Genomic DNA, 17,535 nt, shown 5'->3' on the forward strand with positions numbered 1-17,535 from the left:
TTGAAAAGTAAGGGCGTCCTTCCATTCCGGAAAGACGCCCTGCTTATTTAATTCTGATGAATAATAACTTATTCTACTCTGCGTGAACCGTCACCGATTACTACATCATATACTTTCGGGCTTCTGCCGAATTTAGCTTTGAAAGCTTCTTTTGTCTTTTCAACGAAGTTGTCATACAGTTCGTTCTTGACAAGGTTGATAGTACAACCACCGAAGCCGCCACCCATTACGCGTGAACCGGTTACACCATATTCTTTAGCGCAATCGTTCAGGAAGTCAAGTTCTTCGCAGCTCACTTCGTACAATTTGCTCATACCGTGGTGAGTTTCGTACATCTTCTGACCTACTGTTTCGTAATCGTCTTTTTCCAGCGCATCGCAAACATCAAGTACGCGTTGGATTTCTTCGATTACATATTCGGCACGCATATAATCTTCAGCGCTGATATCAGCTTTCGCTTCTTCAAGCATATCCATTGTACAGTCACGCAGGAATTCTACATGCGGATGTTTTTTCTGGATAGCAGCAACAGCAGCCTCACAGCTCTGACGACGCTTGTTGTAAGCAGAAGAAGCCAGTTCGTGTTTCACTACTGAATCCATCAATACCAGACGATAACCTTCCGGATGGAATGGGAAATATTGATATTCCAGTGAACGGCAGTCCAGACGGATCAAGCTGCCAGCTTTACCGAATACAGAAGCGAACTGGTCCATGATACCGCAGTTTACACCGCAGTAGTTGTGTTCAGTAGCCTGACCTACTTTAGCCAATTCAAATTTGTCGATTTTACCTTCACCGAACAGTTCATTCAATGCGAAAGCATATGTACTTTCCAGAGCAGCAGAAGAAGACATACCTGCACCCAGAGGCACATCGCCGGAGAAAGCGGTATTGAATCCTTTCACGTCTACGCCACGTTTGATCATTTCACGGCATACACCGAAAATGTATCTTGCCCAGCTTGTACGGGGAGCATCCTCTTCGTTCAGACCAAATTCTACATAATCTTTCAGGTCGATAGAATAAGCTCTTACTTTGTCAGTGCCGTTCGGTTTGATTTCAGCAAGCATACCTTTGTCTACAGCTCCGGGGAATACGAATCCACCGTTGTAGTCAGTATGTTCGCCAATCAGGTTGATACGACCCGGAGAGGCATATATAAATCCTGTAGTTCCATCAAAATGCTTAATGAAGCGACTTCTTACGTGTTCTATATCCATGATAAATCAATTTTATAAGGTGAATAAATTAAATTCAGATTTTTTATTCTACTGGAATGTCTTTATTTACGTTCTTGCAACCTACCAGACCGTAGTACAGCAAGTAAGCCAGAGCAGCGATAATTACCCAATAGCTAGCCATGAAACCGGCTACGTCAGCTACCCATCCTTGAATTACAGGCAGGATACCTCCACCGCATACCAGTACCATAAACAGACCGGAAGCAGCAGCCAGATATTTACCCAGTCCTTCTACAGCAAGGTTGAAGATACCACCCCACATGATAGAAGTACAGAGACCAACTAATACCAAATACATAGCGTTAATGGGCACTTCTGCAAAACCGAATGACAAACCGCCAGTTGCGCTTTGTTGTAGTACAGGCAGATTCACCAATGTTCCTGTAGAAGAGAAGATAGCAAGGAATACTAAAATCAATCCCAAAGCGGATGTAAATGTAAGCATCGCTTTACTGGAAACTTTTGCACCGAGTGAAGCACCGGCCAGACGACCGATCAACATCAGGAACCAGTAAGTTCCTACTACGAAACCGGAGATTGTAGAAGCGATACCGGCACCGCCTTTTTCTACAGGGTCAGTAAGGAACAGGTTCAGAGTACCCGGTACACCTACTTCAATACCTACATATACAAAGATAGCGATAGCGCCCAATACAAAGTGACGGAACTTCAAAGCACCTTTCATCAGTGTGCTGATTGGTTCAGTTGTAGCAGCAGCGTTCGGTTCCGGAATGCGTACAAACAGGAGTACGAAGAATGCGAAAGCGAATACAGCCATTGCGGTGTACATTACAGGGAAAATCTGAGAGATAGTAGCTTTTTCGATAGATCCGGCGATCAGGATACCAACGAACATCGGAGTGATGGTAGCCATTACAGAGTTGAAAGAGCCGCCCACCTGGATAAGCTGGTTACCTTTGTTACCTTCACCACCCAGTTTGTTCAACATCGGGTTTACTACAGTGTTAAGCAAACACATAGAGAAACCTGCTACGAATGCACCAATCAAATAAACGGCAAAAGCCATCTCAGGGCTTGAATGACCGGACAGGAACTGGATACCTACGCCGATAAAACCGATAGCTACTGCGATAAGTGCTGTTTTCTTATATCCCACACGTTGCAACAAGATACCGCTGGGGATACCCATTACTGCATAAGCTATAAAGTTACCGAAGTTTCCCAGCATACCCAAAGCATTGGATACGTCGAATTGGTTCTTCAGCACAATACCCATAGGAGCTGCGAGGTTAGTAACGAATGAAATCATACCGAAAAGGAAAATCATCGTGATAATGGCAATGATTTTTCCATTCTTTTTTTCTTGTGTCATGGTTCTATTAAAAATGTTAGTTTATAAAATTAGGTTAGTTATTTTTTTATCTTTTATTTTTCCACACCGAATTTGTAGATAGTCACCTGCTGGTATTCATCGCCCGGCAATAAAGTAGCCGAGGGGAAATGAGGTTTGTTCGGAGTGTCGGGGAAACATTGTGCCTCGAAGCAGATAGCGCTTCTTGCAGGGAATGTAGCACCGTGAGCACCTTCGAAACCATTCAGCCAGTTACCGGTGTAAAGTTGTACACCTGCTTCAGTTGTGTATACTTCCATGGTACGACCGCTATTCGGTTCGAAACAAGTAGCTGCCAAATCCAGTGAACCTGTTTCAATCTTGTTCAGTACGTAGCAGTGGTCGTATCCGGCACCGTTAATCAGTTGTTGGAATTTATCGTTGATACGTTCGCCTACGGTATGCGGAGTGGTGAAGTCCATTGGAGTACCTTCTACTTTGGCAACTTCTCCGGTTGGGATAGAAACTTCATCGATAGGCGTGTAGAAATTAGCGTTGATAGTAACAATATTGTTTTCGATAGTAGGAGTAGGATTGCTGATACCAGCCAGATTGAAGAAACCGTGATTGGTCAGGTTGACTACAGTAGCTTTGTCAGTTGTGGCACGATATTCGATTACCAGTGCATTTTCTTCTTCTTCCAGGCGATAAACCATTTCAACCTCCAGATTGCCGGGGAAACCTTCTTCGCCGTCGGCTGAAACATAATTGAACTGGATTATATTTTCAGCCAGTTGGTCGGCATCCCAAACGCGGGCGTGAAAACCGGTAGGTCCTCCGTGCAGGGAGTTGGGTCCGTTGTTGATGGTGAGCTCGTGCTCTTCTCCGTACAATGTGAATTTTCCTTTGGCGATGCGGTTGCCATAGCGTCCGATAGTAGTGCTGAGGAAGGGTTCCGGGCTGTTGACAACGTGGTCTATGCTGTCGTGTCCGAGGACAACGTTTGCATATTTTCCATCTTTATCCGGTACCATGATAGCGAGAATGGCGCATCCGTAATTAGTTACGGCGACTTCCATTCCCTTTTTATTTTTGAGGATAAATAAATCAGTTTCTTTATTATTTATCTCCTTTTGGAAATCTTTCCGGCTGAGCCCTGATAGATTCCCTTCCGTTGGGAATGTGTTATTCATGTCTGGTATTCTTAAAATTTTCTTGCAAATAAAGGTAAATTCTTTGTTACTCACAAATTATTCCGGCTAAATATGGTGGGTAGTTTAGGAAAGTTTAGCGTTCTCACTTAGGTTTCTGTATTTTTCATCCTTCTTTTCTTTTAAAGTGAACAATTTTTCGTATGTTTGTTCCCGGATTATTATAATCCGGGAGAATTTAATCTAAGTTTATTAACAAGAAAAACAAAAATGTATCCATTAAAATTCGAACCTATTCTGAAGCAGACGCTTTGGGGGGGCGACAAAATTATTCCGTTCAAGCATTTGAATTCAGACTTGAAAGGAGTAGGAGAAAGCTGGGAGATTTCCGGCGTAGAGGACAATGAATCTGTTGTGGCTAATGGCCCGGACAAAGGTTTAACTCTGGCTGATATGGTGAGAAAGTATCGCGAGGAACTGGTTGGCGAAGCGAATTATGCTCGTTTTGGCAATAAATTCCCACTGCTTATCAAATTCATCGATGCAAAGCAGGATTTATCCATTCAGGTGCATCCGGCAGATGATTTGGCAAAGAAAAGGCACAACTCAATGGGTAAAACCGAAATGTGGTATGTAGTGGATGCTGATAAAGGAGCGAAACTGCGTTCTGGATTTTCCGAGCAAATCACCCCGAAAGAATATAAAGAGCGCGTGCTGAACAATACGATCACTGACGTATTGCAGGAGTATGAGATCAAGCCGGGAGATGTATTCTTCCTTCCTGCCGGACGTGTGCACAGTATTGGCGCCGGTGCGTTTATTGCCGAAATCCAGCAGACTTCGGATATTACTTATCGTATCTATGACTTCAACCGTAAGGATGCAAACGGAAAGACTCGTGAATTGCATACTGACCTGGCGCGTGAAGCCATCAATTACGAAGTGTTGGATGATTATCGTACCAAATACGAAGCGGTGAAAGATGAGCCGGTAGAACTTGTAGCTTGTCCGTACTTCACTACTTCCGTGTATGATATGACCGAAGAAATCAGCTGTGATTATTCAGAACTCGATTCATTCGTGATCTTCATTTGTATGGAAGGTGCATGCAAGATAAAAGACAATGAAGGTAATGAACTGAAAGTAGGTGCCGGAGAATCTATTCTGCTTCCTGCTACAACACAGGATGTAACAATTACTCCGGAAGCTGGAAACGTAAAATTGCTGGAAACATACGTGTAAATAATAGACAATATTATTGATAAAAGTATAGACCGGGCAGGCGAGAAAAACTTTCTCGCCTGCTTTGCGTTGTAGAAAGAAAGGCGTATCGATTTTGTCTTACAGACTGACAAATTCATATATGTGATGGAATTTAAGTTGGATGGTACTGCTGAAGAAGCTATCAAACAGATTAATGAAAAGCATTATGCACTTCCTTTTGAGGCAGACGGACGCCGACTTTTCAAGATAGGTGTCAATTTTAGCTCAGAAACACGCAATATTGAGAAGTGGATAGTGGAGTAGCATCAATTCTATCCCCATTCAGTTTTATATAATTTTTTTGGAAAGGTTTTAAACTTCTGTTGCTAAATCATTTTTTTCGTCTTATCATTGTATAAATTTACTAGTGATATATATGAATAAAAATGGATTTAGCCGTTGTGCGGAGTCGTACATCGGTCGTTTACGAAAAGAGGGGCGTCATTCTACGGCCCATGTTTATACGAATGCTCTTTTTTCTTTTACCAAGTTTTGTGGCACTACCCATGTTGCTTTCCGGCAAGTCACCCGTGAACGCTTGCGCTGTTACGGGCAGTATCTTTATAGTTCCGGTCTGAAGCCGAATACGGTATCAACGTATATGCGTATGCTTCGTAGCATCTATAATAGAGGAGTGGAGTCGGGCAGAGCTCCGTATGTGCATCGTCTGTTTCATGATGTTTATACGGGAGTGGATATTTGCCAGAAGAAAGCGTTGCCTGTCGGAGAACTTAATCGCCTCCTCTATGAAGATCCCAAATCGGAACGTTTGCGTCGTACACAGGCTATCGCTGCCCTGATGTTTCAATTCTGCGGAATGTCTTTCGCTGACCTTGCTCATCTGGAGAAATCTTCGCTGGAACGGAATATCATCCGGTATAATCGTATCAAGACGAAAACTCCGATGAGTGTGGAAGTACTGGATACTGCACAGGATATAATCAGTCGGCTTCGCAACTGTCAGCCTTCTCATCCGGATTGTCCCGACTATCTGTTCAGTATCCTTCTTGGCGACAAGAAGAGAGAAGATGAAAGTGCATACCGGGAATATCAGTCCGCTCTCCGCAGGTTCAATAATCGTCTGAAGAGACTTGCAAAGGCTCTTCGGCTGACTTCTCCCGTCACTTCCTATACTATCCGTCATTCCTGGGCTACTACCGCTAAGTATCGTGGTGTTCCTATTGAGATGATCAGTGAGTCGCTGGGGCATAAGTCTATTAAGACTACTCAGATTTATCTGAAAGGTTTTGGTCTGCAGGAACGTACAGAAGTGAATCGAATGAATTTATCTTACGTGAAGAACTGTCGGATAGGACGGGTGTAAAATATTTAATAAGTTGATAGTCAGCATGGATCTGTTTCTGTTACTTCTTAGGTAACGGAAGTAAATTTGATGCAAAGATAGACAAAAACACAAATAAGAAACAAATTAAAGCTCACTTTTTTTAGTTTTATCTAAAATATAGGGTAAAAACATCTTTAGACATGAAAAATACTTATTTTCATGCCCCACTCCTTATATACCTAATTTCCATTGGTATATACCCTTCTACTTAGGATGTAACTCTCTTGACAACATATTTGCTGCTGCTTTTCAACCTTTTTTCATTGTTCGTTTATGCTGTATACACTTCCGTTACCTAAGAAGTAACGGAAACATATGGGGTAAAAAAACATGATTCTAACAAAAGAGAAATCAGCCATCCTCGGGACCAAAAATGGGACAGGGGAGGGCGTAGCGTGCTTAAAACGCTGGTATGTGGCACATGTTCGCATACATCACGAAAAAAAAGTAGCCGAATATTTGGGGAAAATGGGAATTGAGACTTTTGTTCCTGTCCAGCAAGAAATCCATCAATGGAGTGATCGCCGTAAATTAGTTGAAACAGTTCTTCTTCCGATGATGGTGTTTGTTCATGCCGATCCGAAGGAACGGATGGCTGCTTTAACTCTTGCCACGGTAAGCCGTTACATGGTGTTGCGTGGTGAGGGAAAGCCTGCTGTGATTCCTGATGATCAGATGGCGCGTTTCCGTTTTATGCTCGATTATTCGGAAGAGGCAATCTGTATGAATTATTCTCCATTAGCTCGTGGAAAGAAAGTTCGTGTTATCAAAGGTCCTTTGACGGGACTGGTTGGAGAACTAGTTGCGTTAGATGGCAAAAGTAAGATTGCTGTCCGGCTGGATATGTTGGGCTGCGCTTGTGTCGATATGCCTATCGGATATGTAGAGCAAATTGGCGAAAGAAACTAAGTAGGTGATGGGGACCTTCAATAATAGCATACAGGAGAAAATAGAAAAACTACAAAAGACAGTTGATACATTGCTTCATATGGGTGAGAATATGGACTGTATATGTATTGACGATCTTTCACTACTTAATAAAGAGATCCATGAACAGATCAATGATCTGTATCCTTGTCACGGTAAGACAGCCGAACAGGAAGCTGCTTTGTGCTTGTCTCTTCTGATGGGATATAGTGTGTCTATGTATGCCAATTCGGAGGATGAGGCAAAGAAAGAAACTGTTCTGAGGCGTTCGCAAATGATTCTGAAAAACCAATTGCCTTCACCATTGAAAATTCAGTTACACACAATCTACGATAAACTATTGTCATAGTAAATCTACTTTTTTGGAAAAAGACTTTATAATTTATTGGGGTATTTAAATTATGAAACACGCATTTGACCGTTTTGTTCAATATTTGCAGAAAAACTACTTTAGCTATTGGATTGTGTTGGGTATCGATACATTCATTGCTTTACTGTGTACCTGGGTGTCATTTATCGGCATTCATTATATAACGGAGACTTCTAAAGAAATCACTTCGCTCTTCCATATTTTAGCGATTTCGGTGATCTCCAGTGTCTTAGGTTCCTTTTTATTCCATACCTACCGTAATACGATCCGTTTTTCCCAGTTGAAGGAATTATGGAGACTTGCCGGAAGTGCGCTGATAAAGGCTGTCTGTATCGCAATGGCTATCTGGCTTTTCCTGCCTCAGACGGGACTGCATAATAGTCAGAAAATAGTCTTTGTACTGTTTGATGGTATGCTGACTTTTATTGTCATGGTAGGCTTTCGTATTCAGCTGATTTTGGTTTATGAACTCCTGCTGAATATGCTGAATAAGAAGAATATGCATATTCTGATCTATGGCATTGATGATAAGAGTGTGGCATTGAAAGTCCGGTTAATGAACAGCTCCCACTTTAAAGTCGTTGGCTTCTGCATCTACGGAACGGGCGACTCCATCCGACGCGTGGCTGATCTTCCCGTTTATTCATTTAAGGATGAAGATTGCTTCAACAAGCTTATTCATAAGAAATGTATCGGCGGCATCCTGTTTGCCCGTTACGAGAATACCCGTGAAGAGGAAGACCGCCTGCTTCAGTATTGTAAAAGGAGTGGATTGAAAACGTTGATTGCTCCGAGTATCAGTGAGGCTGACGAAAACGGAAGTTTCCATCAATGGGTACGCCCTATTAAGATTGAAGATTTGCTGGGTCGCTCAGAAATTCATATCAATATGGAGGAGGTGATGACTGAGTTTTGTGGCAAGGTTGTGCTGGTGACCGGAGCTGCTGGTAGTATTGGCAGCGAGCTTTGCCGGCAACTGGCTCAGATGAACATCAAGAAACTGGTCATGTTTGACTCTGCTGAGTCACCTTTGCATAATGTCCGCTTAGAATTTGAGAAGAATTATCCCGGTCTTGATTTTGTTCCTGTCATTGGAGATGTCCGCGTGAACGAACGTCTCCGTATGGTCTTCGAAACTTATCAGCCTCAGATAATCTTTCATGCTGCTGCTTATAAGCATGTTCCATTGATGGAGGAAAATCCCTGTGAAGCAGTTTTGGCCAACGTTATCGGTTCTCGTCAGGTTGCCGATATGGCTGTGGAATACGGAGCGGAGAAGATGATCATGATTTCTACGGATAAGGCTGTAAATCCTACCAATGTAATGGGATGCTCGAAACGATTAGCTGAAATCTATGTACAGAGTCTAGGCTGTGCCATCCGTGAGGGTAAAGTGAAAGGTCATACCAAATTTATCACTACCCGCTTTGGTAATGTATTGGGTAGTAACGGTTCTGTAATTCCCCGTTTTAAAGAACAGATTGAGAATGGCGGTCCTGTCACAGTGACTCACCCTGATATCATTCGTTTCTTTATGACTATCCCCGAAGCTTGTCGTCTGGTAATGGAGGCAGCCACTATGGGTGAAGGCAATGAGATATTTGTCTTTGAGATGGGAAAGGCCGTGAAGATTGTTGACTTGGCTACCCGTATGATCGAACTTGCCGGTTATCGTCCGGGTGAAGATATTGAGATAGAGTTTACGGGACTTCGTCCCGGTGAGAAGCTTTATGAAGAAGTCTTGAGTGATAAGGAGAATACAATCCCTACCGAGAATAAGAAGATAATGATAGCTAAGGTACGTCATTATGAATATACTGATATCCTCGAAACTTATGGAGAGTTCGAGAAGTTATCCCGTACAGTAAATATCATGGATACAGTCAAGCTAATGAAGAGAGTAGTACCTGAATTTAAATCCAAGAACTCACCGAGATTTGAGGTCTTGGATAGATAACTAGAATAATTCTGAACACTAACATAAATCAACAATGGATACAAAAGAATTGAAGATTGCTGTTGCAGGTACCGGCTATGTTGGTCTTAGCATAGCAACGCTTTTGTCGCAACATCATCAGGTAATGGTAGCTGGTGTGCCCGGTTTCACACGTATGAACAAAAATAGAAGGTGAACACTCATCAGATCATCCTGAATTCCATATTTTTCTCAATACGACTATGACAATAACAGCATTGGATTTGCGCAAGGAACATCCACAGTTTGTAGTATCATTGACCAATCGTGACTACGCCGGGATTGCCAACAGGATATTGTACTTACTCCACACCTCAGACTTTGGATTTGAACGTATTCTGGAAGAGTTGAAAGCTATGGCGGTCAACTTCACCTTGTATTTCGAAGACATCGTTTCAAAAGTAGGTCTTTGGCACAGTTTTGTTGCAGGGCACAGCAACCTTTATCGCAAGCCCCTGTCGTTTTACCGTGTTGGTGAAGACTACACCACCGATGAGATCCACTCGAGGATATACAGTTTCTCCTATGGGATGCCACACTTGCAGGCGAGGACTTTGAGACATTGGTCAATCTGGAGAACGAATCCCTTGCCAAGGTAGTCTCACAGATATATGACTACCTTGCAGAGCTCTTCGAAGATCCTCTGATCAATAATGATTTATCCGGCTTCTTTCACGAAGCGCGTTTCACAGACAACTTTTATGAAGTGCGTCAAGTGTTGAAGTGGTGTTTTTTCGATTGCTACCTCACCTCCGGCAGATTTATGATTCTACCTTCAAAGAAGTCTGTGATCACCAACTGGAGTTGTGCCAAGGCAACCGGCAGGTAGCACATCGGTAGCAGAAGTTGACCTGGCATTCCGTTACCATATCGGACCTCTGGCAATGAAATCGCAGGAATGGCTGTCTGCCTGCTCACTGTCAACGGTCAGGAGTCAAAGGCGAAAGACATTATAGACATCCAAGCCAGAGACATAGAACCATACCTGTTGGAAGAATTTAACAAAGAGTCAATCACCTTGTGAGACATCGAAGACAACATCATCAGTGTATAACGCACCAGATATTTCATGGTACAGAACCACATCCTGCAGGATAGCAACGGTTGCGTGGGTTCGTATGCTTGCTATAGGGAGAGTGTTTTCTGAACGGTATGAATTCATGGGGTGACATACTCAGCCTTATACCAAAGTACAGGGAAGAGCGGGAACTTATGAAGCAAGTAGGCGTTGAAGGAACTGACAACGATGCAATGTCTTCAAAGAAAAATTCACAATACGGCATTCACTTCTTCCGGACCAATGCGGACTATATGCGTTACCTTGCCGAAGAGCTCAACACTCCTGTTGGAAGCAAAGCAGTATTGCCAAAGAATGTGAGGAGCATAATCCTCTACATTCCGAAGGATAATCCATGTAAACTATGCACCATTATGGACTGTGCAGAATATATCAAACACCCAGGTAATCCCATGTACGACCAGGAGAAGTCGAAGACATATTTTCTAGTCGTCGACCTTGACCGGATACCAGGAGAGTTCATCCGCTATGCAATAGCCCATAAACTACTCATGCCGGATTTCGCTCTCAACTCCAACCGGGTTATCGTCATGGCAGGAAGTTAGCGCAGGATAATCTGGACTTCCTTACAAGGACGTTGAGGGGACAGGAATACTGATCAATGGAGATATGACAACTATACCAAGCGAAAAAATAAGATATATGCTGCAACGCATGGAAACTGACCGGTAGGTGCGCACGGATGTGGAGATGACTCCATTGAAGGAGGAGATTGAAGCAATCTTCAATCCAGGCAACATTGACGATGATTGTGACAGGATTGCGGACTTACTCTACCTGTTTAAGGTTCAAATCGGGGAATTGTTGGATAAAGGGGAGTATCATGAGGCTTTCACTCTGTTCTATGAAATCCTTAAAAGCCTGTCATGCCATTTTGTTAAGGATGAGCATTATTGTCATTTTGATGATATACACAGTCCTGACTACACTTGTGGGGACATGCTTGATACTATCGTCAGAAGAGTAAAGGAGGGAGTTGTGACGGAATCAGATCTAAAATATCTGTCGGAGGCGATGGGAGAGGTCGAACGAATGGATGCGTACGAAGACTACGGTTGTCCTTTCGTCATCTCGGACTGGAACCGTTTTTACGGGAATCTTCCGCTGGTAATTTGTATAACAAAAAGTAAAAAGAAAGATAAGATATGAGAAACTTTGAAGATTTACAGATAACTGTAGCAGATACAGGATACGTTGGTTTGAGTATCGCTACCTTGTTGTCATAATGGTATGCAAAATACTATGGTATTAATGATTAAGAATGAAATACAGGCAACTGGACCGATACAAATCATCGAATCGGTTGCCCGCTTGAAATAATGAAATAGAATATATTATATACATTTATGGAACTCAAAACAGACTACACAAACGTCAGTTTCCAGAATAATGGCAAACTAAAACTGTTGATAATTGTAGGTACACGCCCAGAGATTATCCGTCTCGCAGCCGTCATCAACAAGACACGTCGATATTTTGATGTTATTTTGGCTCACACCGGCCAGAATTATGACTATAACCTTAATGGTGTTTTTTTTAAGGATCTCAATTTGAAGGATCCTGAGGTTTATATGGATGCTGTAGGTGATGACCTTGGTGCTACTTGCGGTAACATTATAAATGCATCATATAAGCTTATGGTAGCTACTAGGCCTGATGCAGTTCTCGTTTTGGGTGATACAAACAGTTGTTTGAGTGTTATTGGTGCTAAGCGTCTTCACATCCCTATCTTCCACATGGAGGCAGGTAATCGTTGTAAGGACGAATGCCTCCCAGAAGAGACCAACCGTCGCATCGTAGATATTATCTCAGATGTGAACCTTGCATATTCAGAGCATGCACGTCGCTATCTTGCAGAGTGTGGTCTTCCACGTGAAAGAACTTATGTTACAGGTTCTCCTATGGCAGAGGTGCTCCACCAAAATCTTGCTGAGATTGAGGCTAGTGATGTTCATCAGCGTCTTGGTTTGGAGAAGGGTAAGTATATTCTTCTTTCTGCGCATCGTGAAGAGAACATTGACACAGAGAAGAACTTCTTGAGTCTCTTCAACGCTATCAATGCTATGGCTGAGAAGTACAATATGCCAATCCTTTATAGCTGCCACCCACGTTCACGCAATCGCCTTCTAGTCTCTGGCTTCCAACTCGATCCTCGAGTACAGGTTCAGCAGCCTCTCGGCTTCCATGATTACAACTGCCTTCAGATGAATGCCTTTGCTGTGGTATCAGACTCTGGTACACTTCCTGAGGAGAGCAGCTTCTTTACAAGCGTAGGTCATCCGTTCCCAGCTATCTGCATCCGTACCTCTACAGAACGTCCAGAATCTCTCGATAAGGCTGGTTTCATTCTTTCTGGTATTGATACTAATGGTCTTCTCCAGTCTGTTGATACAGCAGTAGAACTTGTAAAGAATGGTGACTATGGTATACCTGTGCCAAACTATTCCGATGAGAATGTCTCAACTAAGGTGGTTAAGATTATTCAGTCATACGTTGGCGTAGTCAACAAGATGGTTTGGCGTAAATTTTAAAACAAATAGGATAATGAAAGTATTAGTAACTGGCGCAAAAGGATTTGTTGGTAAGAACCTCTGTGCCCAACTCAATAATATCAAGACTGGTAAGGTAAAGTGTTATGGGAACTTGGTAATCGAAGAAGTCTTTGAGTATGATCTTGATTCTACACCAGAGCAGCTTGACGCATGGTGTAAGGATTGCGACTTCGTCTTCAACCTTGCAGGCGTTAACCGCCCTCAGGATCCGAAGGAGTTTATGGAGGGAAACTTCGGTTTCGCCACCGTCCTTCTCAACACTCTCAAGAAGTACAAAAACAACTGCCCTGTGATGATCAGTAGCTCTATTCAGGCTACTCTCGCAGGTCGCTTTGGTACGAGTGAATACGGAAAGAGCAAGAAGGTAGGTGAGGAACTCATGTTCCAATATGGTGAAGAGACAGGTGCCAAAGTCCTTGTTTATCGTTTCCCTAACCTCTATGGTAAATGGTGCCGTCCAAACTACAACTCAGTTGTCGCTACTTTTTGTAACAACATCGCCAACGATCTTCCAATTACAGTAAATGACCCATCAGTCGATATGGAGTTTCTCTATATTGACGATTTGGTAGAGGAAATGATCTGCGCATTGAATGGCGAGGAACATCATTGCGAGTTTGAGGGAGTAGAAACGGTACTTTCTCCAAACGGTCGCTATTGTACAGCCCCAATCACTCATCACGTGAAACTTGGTGAGATTGTGGATCTGCTTTACAAATTTGCTGAGATGCCAAAGACTTTGATGATCCCTGAGATTCCTGCCGGTTCGTTTGCAAAGCGACTCTATAGTACATTCCTCAGTTATCTTCCAAAGGAAAAGGTAATCTTCGACCTCAAGATGAATGTCGATAATCGTGGCTCTTTCACCGAGCTCGTCCACACTATCAACTGTGGACAGGTCAGCATCAACATCTCTAAACCTGGAATAACAAAGGGAGAACACTGGCATCATACTAAGTGGGAGCTGTTCATCGTAGTCAGTGGGTATGGACTTATTCAGCTTCGCAACGAGAATGATCCCAATGCAGAAATCCTTGAATACGAAGTCTCAGGTGACAAGATTCAGAGTGTCATCATGCTCCCTGGCTATACCCACAACATCATCAACCTTTCTGACACGCAAGATCTTGTTACAGTTATGTACTGCAATGAGATCTTTAATTCTGAGAGACCAGACACTTTCTTTGATAAGGTTGTGATTGAGCGAGAGCAGTGATAAAATAATTTTTTCATTGCCGAGTGTGAGCAAGCTCGACAATGTCAAGGTAGTTAAAGAATAATAAATAAAATCATCATACAATTATGTCCATTTTTGCAGGTAAAACCCTTATGATTACCGGTGGCACAGGTTCTTTCGGTAATGCAGTATTAAATCGTTTCCTTCATACAGACATCGCAGAGATCCGCATTTTCTCTCGTGACGAGAAGAAACAGGACGATATGCGCCACGAATATCAGGTAAAATATCCTGAATATGCAAGCAAAATCAAGTTTTTCATCGGTGATGTTCGTAATCTCCAGTCATGTAAGAACGCTATGCCCGGTGTGGACTACGTTTTTCATGCAGCTGCCCTTAAACAGGTGCCCTCTTGCGAGTTCTTCCCAATGGAAGCCGTAAAGACTAATGTCATCGGTACTGACAATGTGCTAACTGCAGCTATCGAAGTTGGTGTGAAGGCTGTCATCTGCCTCTCAACCGACAAGGCTGCTTATCCTATCAACGCTATGGGTATTACCAAGGCCATCGAGGAGAAGATTGCTGTAGCTAAGTCACGCTACTCAGGCAACACCAAGATCTGTTGTACCCGTTATGGTAATGTAATGTGTTCACGTGGTTCTGTTATTCCTCTCTGGATTGACCAGATTCGCAATGGCAATCCTATTACCCTCACCGAACCTTCAATGACTCGCTTCATCATGAGCCTCGAAGAAGCCGTAGCTCTCGTTCTCTTCGCCTTTGAGTATGGTCAGAACGGTGATATCCTCGTTCAGAAGGCTCCTGCTTGCACCATCCAGACTCAGGCAGAGGCCGTATGTGAGCTCTTTGGTGGCAAGAAGGAGGATATCAAGGTAATCGGCATCCGCCACGGCGAGAAGATGTATGAAACTCTCCTCACTAACGAAGAGTGCGCCAAGGCCGAGGATATGGGCGATTTCTATCGCGTACCTGCTGATAACCGTGGCTTGAACTATGATAAGTTCTTCAAAGAAGGAGAGGCAGAACGCAATCTTCTGATAGAGTTCAACTCTAATAATACTCGACTCTTGAATGTAGAAGAGACCAAAGCAAAAATTGCAGTTCTTGAGTATATACAGAAAGAACTATCAGGCGAAGGCAACTTTGTTCAGTAAAAATAGTAGAGATGCTCGCTCTTTGCTTTAATCAAGCTCAATGTATCTAAGGAGAATATCTGTACTAGTGTGCTCACAGGTGGAGTTTATGATGTACATCATTAAATACCCTCGCACACTCAAACTGACAAGTTGACAAAGAGAAACAAATATTAACTATTTATATTTATTACAGTAATGATCAATGTTGGAATTATTGGATGTGGCTTCGTAGGCGGAGCCCTTAAGGATTGGTTGGAGCACAACAATCCCGATTGCAAACTTTTCATTAGCGACCCAGCTAAGGGCTACAATGACTCAATGAAAGAGATCGACATCGTTTTCCTCCAGATTCACGTACGCACCGAAAACGATGGTACACAGGACCTTGCCCTTATGAAACAGCTCATCTCAGCACTTCCTGACGTACCTGTCTTCGTTCGCACCACCATCCTCCCTGGCACTAGCGAGCTTCTCTCTAAAGAGACGGGTCATAGTGTACACTATATGCCAGAGTTCCTTACCGAACGTACTCATATCGAAGACTTCAAGAAACAGACCATGGTTTTCACGGGAGCCGTAGAACTCCTCACCAAGATCTTCGTTGGCAAGAAATTCACAGTTATGACCCCTCTTGAGGCAGAGCTCACTAAGTATATGCATAATGTCTTTGGCGCTTACAAGGTAACCTACTTCAATGCATGCCGTGAATACTGCGAGAAGATGGGGGCTGACTGGCGCACCGTTCACACCGGTTGCCTTCTCTCTGGCTATATTAACGACACCCATACATACGTTCCTGGTCCTGATGGCAAGTTTGGTTATGGAGGCAAGTGTTTCCCTAAGGATGTAAATGCTTTTACTAAGATGACACAGGGTACTTCACTCGGATCCCTCCTTGCTCCACTCCACGATTTAAACGTACATTTCCGTGGTGAGGAAGAGATTATCTGAATCCTATAGTTAATGGATATCTGGCTGCACAGGTGGAGCCGAAAGGTTTATGGTTTGATACCATCAGTCAGAACTAATAAGCTGCTACAACAACGTAGAGCAAATAGCATACAAATACACATAATGCCAATTAAATAATTAGCGTAACATATGAAAGCAAGTTTTTATTCAATAATGGCAAAGAGAGTGAAGAATATTCTTGGGATAAAAGATTTTTCATTGTTTCGTAAAGAAATGCATAAGAAAATAGGCAAGATAATCTACCATCAAAAGTATAATGCAGATGATTTAATCAAAGTTATGTGTTCAATGGGAATGAAAGAAGGAAGTATTATATGTATTCATTCCTCAATGAAGGAGTTTTATAATTTTCAAGGTACAGCAGTAGAAATTATTGATAAAGTTCTTCAAGTCATAGGGCCTGATGGAACACTCGTTATGCCTGCATTTCCGAAGAAAGAACAATCAGAACAGGATAACTATATTTTTAACCTTGCAGCAGATCCAACTGGAGCAGGTTATTTGGCAGAAGTTTTCCGAAAATATTCAGGAGTATTAAGAAGTGCCAATGTTCAACATTCGGTATGTGCAATCGGAAAACATGCCGAATACCTTATAAAGGATCATACTAAAGATCACGATTGTTGGGGGAAAAAGTCCCCCTGGTATAGGATGTGTGAATTAAATGCCATTGTTTTTAACCTTGGTATGCCTCGGAATTATATAGGAACAATTCATCATTGTGTGGAGAGTTCTCTGTATACAGAACATCCATATTGGGCTCAGTTCTTTACTATCTCTAAAACTTTTCGTTATTACAACTCAGACGGATCTATTTCTGAGTATAGTGAATATATGGGTAATTTAGATAGGAGAACAAGAGAAAGCAATCTATTTAAGAAATTTGCAAAAGAAGATTGGCAAATAAAGAAAATAAGTAATTTAGAGATTAAAGCCTTTTATACGCGCAGTTGCATGAGAAAAATGATTGAACTTGGTAGAAAAGGCATTTCTGTATATTATGTTCCTTCAGCCAAGAAATATAGCTTTTGAT

At 42.5% G+C, this 17,535-nt stretch carries 18 protein-coding genes and 1 pseudogene; 16 read left to right on the forward strand and 3 right to left on the reverse strand.

Going from position 1 to position 17,535, the window contains the following annotated elements; all coding sequences use genetic code 11:
* Positions 1–68 precede the first annotated feature (68 nt).
* Genes galK through NBH01_RS21480 form a run of 3 tightly spaced genes read right to left on the reverse strand, consistent with a single transcriptional unit; the run spans position 69 to position 3,728 of the window.
* The gene (galK, locus tag NBH01_RS21470) at positions 69–1,223 is read right to left on the reverse strand and encodes a galactokinase (RefSeq protein ID WP_250700292.1); all 1,155 of its coding nucleotides are present in this window, start codon (positions 1,221–1,223) and stop codon (positions 69–71) included.
* A gap of 43 nt (positions 1,224–1,266) precedes the next feature.
* Entirely contained in the window at positions 1,267–2,577 is a 1,311-nt protein-coding gene (locus NBH01_RS21475; RefSeq protein WP_008760657.1) for a sugar MFS transporter, read from the reverse strand.
* A 53-nt stretch (positions 2,578–2,630) separates the two neighbouring features.
* On the reverse strand, positions 2,631–3,728 hold the full coding sequence (locus NBH01_RS21480) for an aldose epimerase family protein (RefSeq protein ID WP_008766110.1): 1,098 nt from the start codon (positions 3,726–3,728) through the stop codon (positions 2,631–2,633).
* Positions 3,729–3,956: 228 nt separating this feature from the next.
* Between NBH01_RS21480 and NBH01_RS21485 the strand changes: the two genes are divergently transcribed.
* From NBH01_RS21485 to NBH01_RS21555, 16 genes and pseudogenes are all read left to right on the forward strand, one after another.
* Positions 3,957–4,928, forward strand: coding sequence for a type I phosphomannose isomerase catalytic subunit (locus tag NBH01_RS21485; protein WP_008760658.1), 972 nt, complete (start codon positions 3,957–3,959; stop codon positions 4,926–4,928).
* A 78-nt stretch (positions 4,929–5,006) separates the two neighbouring features.
* A pseudogene (locus tag NBH01_RS21490) lies at positions 5,007–5,213 on the forward strand (PD-(D/E)XK nuclease domain-containing protein); the annotation flags it as partial.
* 112 nt (positions 5,214–5,325) lie between these two features.
* Positions 5,326–6,273 carry a tyrosine-type DNA invertase cluster 3b gene (locus NBH01_RS21495; protein ID WP_008766108.1) on the forward strand — a complete coding sequence of 316 codons (948 nt, stop codon included), beginning with the start codon at positions 5,326–5,328 and terminating at the stop codon, positions 6,271–6,273.
* 351 nt (positions 6,274–6,624) lie between these two features.
* Positions 6,625–7,203 carry a UpxY family transcription antiterminator gene (locus NBH01_RS21500; protein WP_008763896.1) on the forward strand — a complete coding sequence of 193 codons (579 nt, stop codon included), beginning with the start codon at positions 6,625–6,627 and terminating at the stop codon, positions 7,201–7,203.
* Between the two features lie 7 nt (positions 7,204–7,210).
* Positions 7,211–7,570, forward strand: coding sequence for a UpxZ family transcription anti-terminator antagonist (locus tag NBH01_RS21505; protein WP_113748566.1), 360 nt, complete (start codon positions 7,211–7,213; stop codon positions 7,568–7,570).
* A gap of 52 nt (positions 7,571–7,622) precedes the next feature.
* Positions 7,623–9,548 (forward strand): polysaccharide biosynthesis protein, encoded by a 1,926-nt coding sequence (locus NBH01_RS21510; RefSeq protein ID WP_070750258.1) that lies wholly within the window; start codon positions 7,623–7,625, stop codon positions 9,546–9,548.
* Positions 9,549–9,582: 34 nt separating this feature from the next.
* Complete coding sequence (locus NBH01_RS21515; RefSeq protein ID WP_165938115.1) at positions 9,583–9,723, forward strand: hypothetical protein; 141 nt, start codon at positions 9,583–9,585, stop codon at positions 9,721–9,723.
* A gap of 46 nt (positions 9,724–9,769) precedes the next feature.
* Complete coding sequence (locus NBH01_RS21520; protein ID WP_081342071.1) at positions 9,770–10,165, forward strand: DUF3843 family protein; 396 nt, start codon at positions 9,770–9,772, stop codon at positions 10,163–10,165.
* 299 nt (positions 10,166–10,464) lie between these two features.
* Entirely contained in the window at positions 10,465–10,590 is a 126-nt protein-coding gene (locus NBH01_RS26615) for a hypothetical protein (RefSeq protein WP_256171469.1), read from the forward strand.
* Between the two features lie 128 nt (positions 10,591–10,718).
* Positions 10,719–11,189 carry a DUF3843 family protein gene (locus NBH01_RS21525; protein WP_113748563.1) on the forward strand — a complete coding sequence of 157 codons (471 nt, stop codon included), beginning with the start codon at positions 10,719–10,721 and terminating at the stop codon, positions 11,187–11,189.
* Between the two features lie 127 nt (positions 11,190–11,316).
* Positions 11,317–11,793: a hypothetical protein gene (locus NBH01_RS21530; protein WP_131912086.1), complete on the forward strand. Its 477-nt coding sequence runs from the start codon at positions 11,317–11,319 to the stop codon at positions 11,791–11,793.
* A gap of 197 nt (positions 11,794–11,990) precedes the next feature.
* Entirely contained in the window at positions 11,991–13,175 is a 1,185-nt protein-coding gene (locus NBH01_RS21535; protein WP_070750262.1) for a UDP-N-acetyl glucosamine 2-epimerase, read from the forward strand.
* A gap of 13 nt (positions 13,176–13,188) precedes the next feature.
* The gene (locus tag NBH01_RS21540; protein WP_070750263.1) at positions 13,189–14,412 is read left to right on the forward strand and encodes a polysaccharide biosynthesis C-terminal domain-containing protein; all 1,224 of its coding nucleotides are present in this window, start codon (positions 13,189–13,191) and stop codon (positions 14,410–14,412) included.
* Between the two features lie 86 nt (positions 14,413–14,498).
* Complete coding sequence (locus NBH01_RS21545; RefSeq protein ID WP_070750264.1) at positions 14,499–15,548, forward strand: polysaccharide biosynthesis protein; 1,050 nt, start codon at positions 14,499–14,501, stop codon at positions 15,546–15,548.
* Positions 15,549–15,725: 177 nt separating this feature from the next.
* Positions 15,726–16,481 (forward strand): Rossmann-fold NAD(P)-binding domain-containing protein, encoded by a 756-nt coding sequence (locus NBH01_RS21550; RefSeq protein WP_070750265.1) that lies wholly within the window; start codon positions 15,726–15,728, stop codon positions 16,479–16,481.
* A gap of 150 nt (positions 16,482–16,631) precedes the next feature.
* A complete protein-coding gene (locus tag NBH01_RS21555; RefSeq protein ID WP_070750266.1) occupies positions 16,632–17,534 on the forward strand; it encodes an AAC(3) family N-acetyltransferase in 903 nt (300 codons plus the stop codon).
* The last annotated feature ends 1 nt before the right edge of the window (position 17,535 follow it).

Origin of the sequence: Bacteroides sp. B1-V-101 (genome assembly GCF_023656585.1) — a bacterium.
GTDB classification, from domain to species: Bacteria; Bacteroidota; Bacteroidia; order Bacteroidales; family Bacteroidaceae; genus Bacteroides; species Bacteroides thetaiotaomicron.

Excerpts from the sequence above, each read along its gene's own strand:
- NBH01_RS21510 (WP_070750258.1), top strand. The coding sequence starts at position 7,623 with ATGAAACACGCATTTGACCGTTTTGTTCAATATTTGCAGAAAAACTAC.
- NBH01_RS21500 (WP_008763896.1), top strand. The coding sequence starts at position 6,625 with ATGATTCTAACAAAAGAGAAATCAGCCATCCTCGGGACCAAAAATGGG.
- NBH01_RS21475 (WP_008760657.1), bottom strand. The coding sequence starts at position 2,577 with ATGACACAAGAAAAAAAGAATGGAAAAATCATTGCCATTATCACGATG.
- NBH01_RS21480 (WP_008766110.1), bottom strand. The coding sequence starts at position 3,728 with ATGAATAACACATTCCCAACGGAAGGGAATCTATCAGGGCTCAGCCGG.
- NBH01_RS21485 (WP_008760658.1), top strand. The coding sequence starts at position 3,957 with ATGTATCCATTAAAATTCGAACCTATTCTGAAGCAGACGCTTTGGGGG.
- NBH01_RS21540 (WP_070750263.1), top strand. The coding sequence starts at position 13,189 with ATGAAAGTATTAGTAACTGGCGCAAAAGGATTTGTTGGTAAGAACCTC.
- NBH01_RS21555 (WP_070750266.1), top strand. The coding sequence starts at position 16,632 with ATGAAAGCAAGTTTTTATTCAATAATGGCAAAGAGAGTGAAGAATATT.
- NBH01_RS21495 (WP_008766108.1), top strand. The coding sequence starts at position 5,326 with ATGAATAAAAATGGATTTAGCCGTTGTGCGGAGTCGTACATCGGTCGT.
- NBH01_RS21535 (WP_070750262.1), top strand. The coding sequence starts at position 11,991 with ATGGAACTCAAAACAGACTACACAAACGTCAGTTTCCAGAATAATGGC.
- NBH01_RS26615 (WP_256171469.1), top strand. The coding sequence starts at position 10,465 with ATGGCTGTCTGCCTGCTCACTGTCAACGGTCAGGAGTCAAAGGCGAAA.
- NBH01_RS21550 (WP_070750265.1), top strand. The coding sequence starts at position 15,726 with ATGATCAATGTTGGAATTATTGGATGTGGCTTCGTAGGCGGAGCCCTT.
- NBH01_RS21545 (WP_070750264.1), top strand. The coding sequence starts at position 14,499 with ATGTCCATTTTTGCAGGTAAAACCCTTATGATTACCGGTGGCACAGGT.
- NBH01_RS21515 (WP_165938115.1), top strand. The coding sequence starts at position 9,583 with ATGGATACAAAAGAATTGAAGATTGCTGTTGCAGGTACCGGCTATGTT.
- NBH01_RS21520 (WP_081342071.1), top strand. The coding sequence starts at position 9,770 with ATGACAATAACAGCATTGGATTTGCGCAAGGAACATCCACAGTTTGTA.
- NBH01_RS21525 (WP_113748563.1), top strand. The coding sequence starts at position 10,719 with ATGAATTCATGGGGTGACATACTCAGCCTTATACCAAAGTACAGGGAA.
- NBH01_RS21505 (WP_113748566.1), top strand. The coding sequence starts at position 7,211 with ATGGGGACCTTCAATAATAGCATACAGGAGAAAATAGAAAAACTACAA.
- galK (WP_250700292.1), bottom strand. The coding sequence starts at position 1,223 with ATGGATATAGAACACGTAAGAAGTCGCTTCATTAAGCATTTTGATGGA.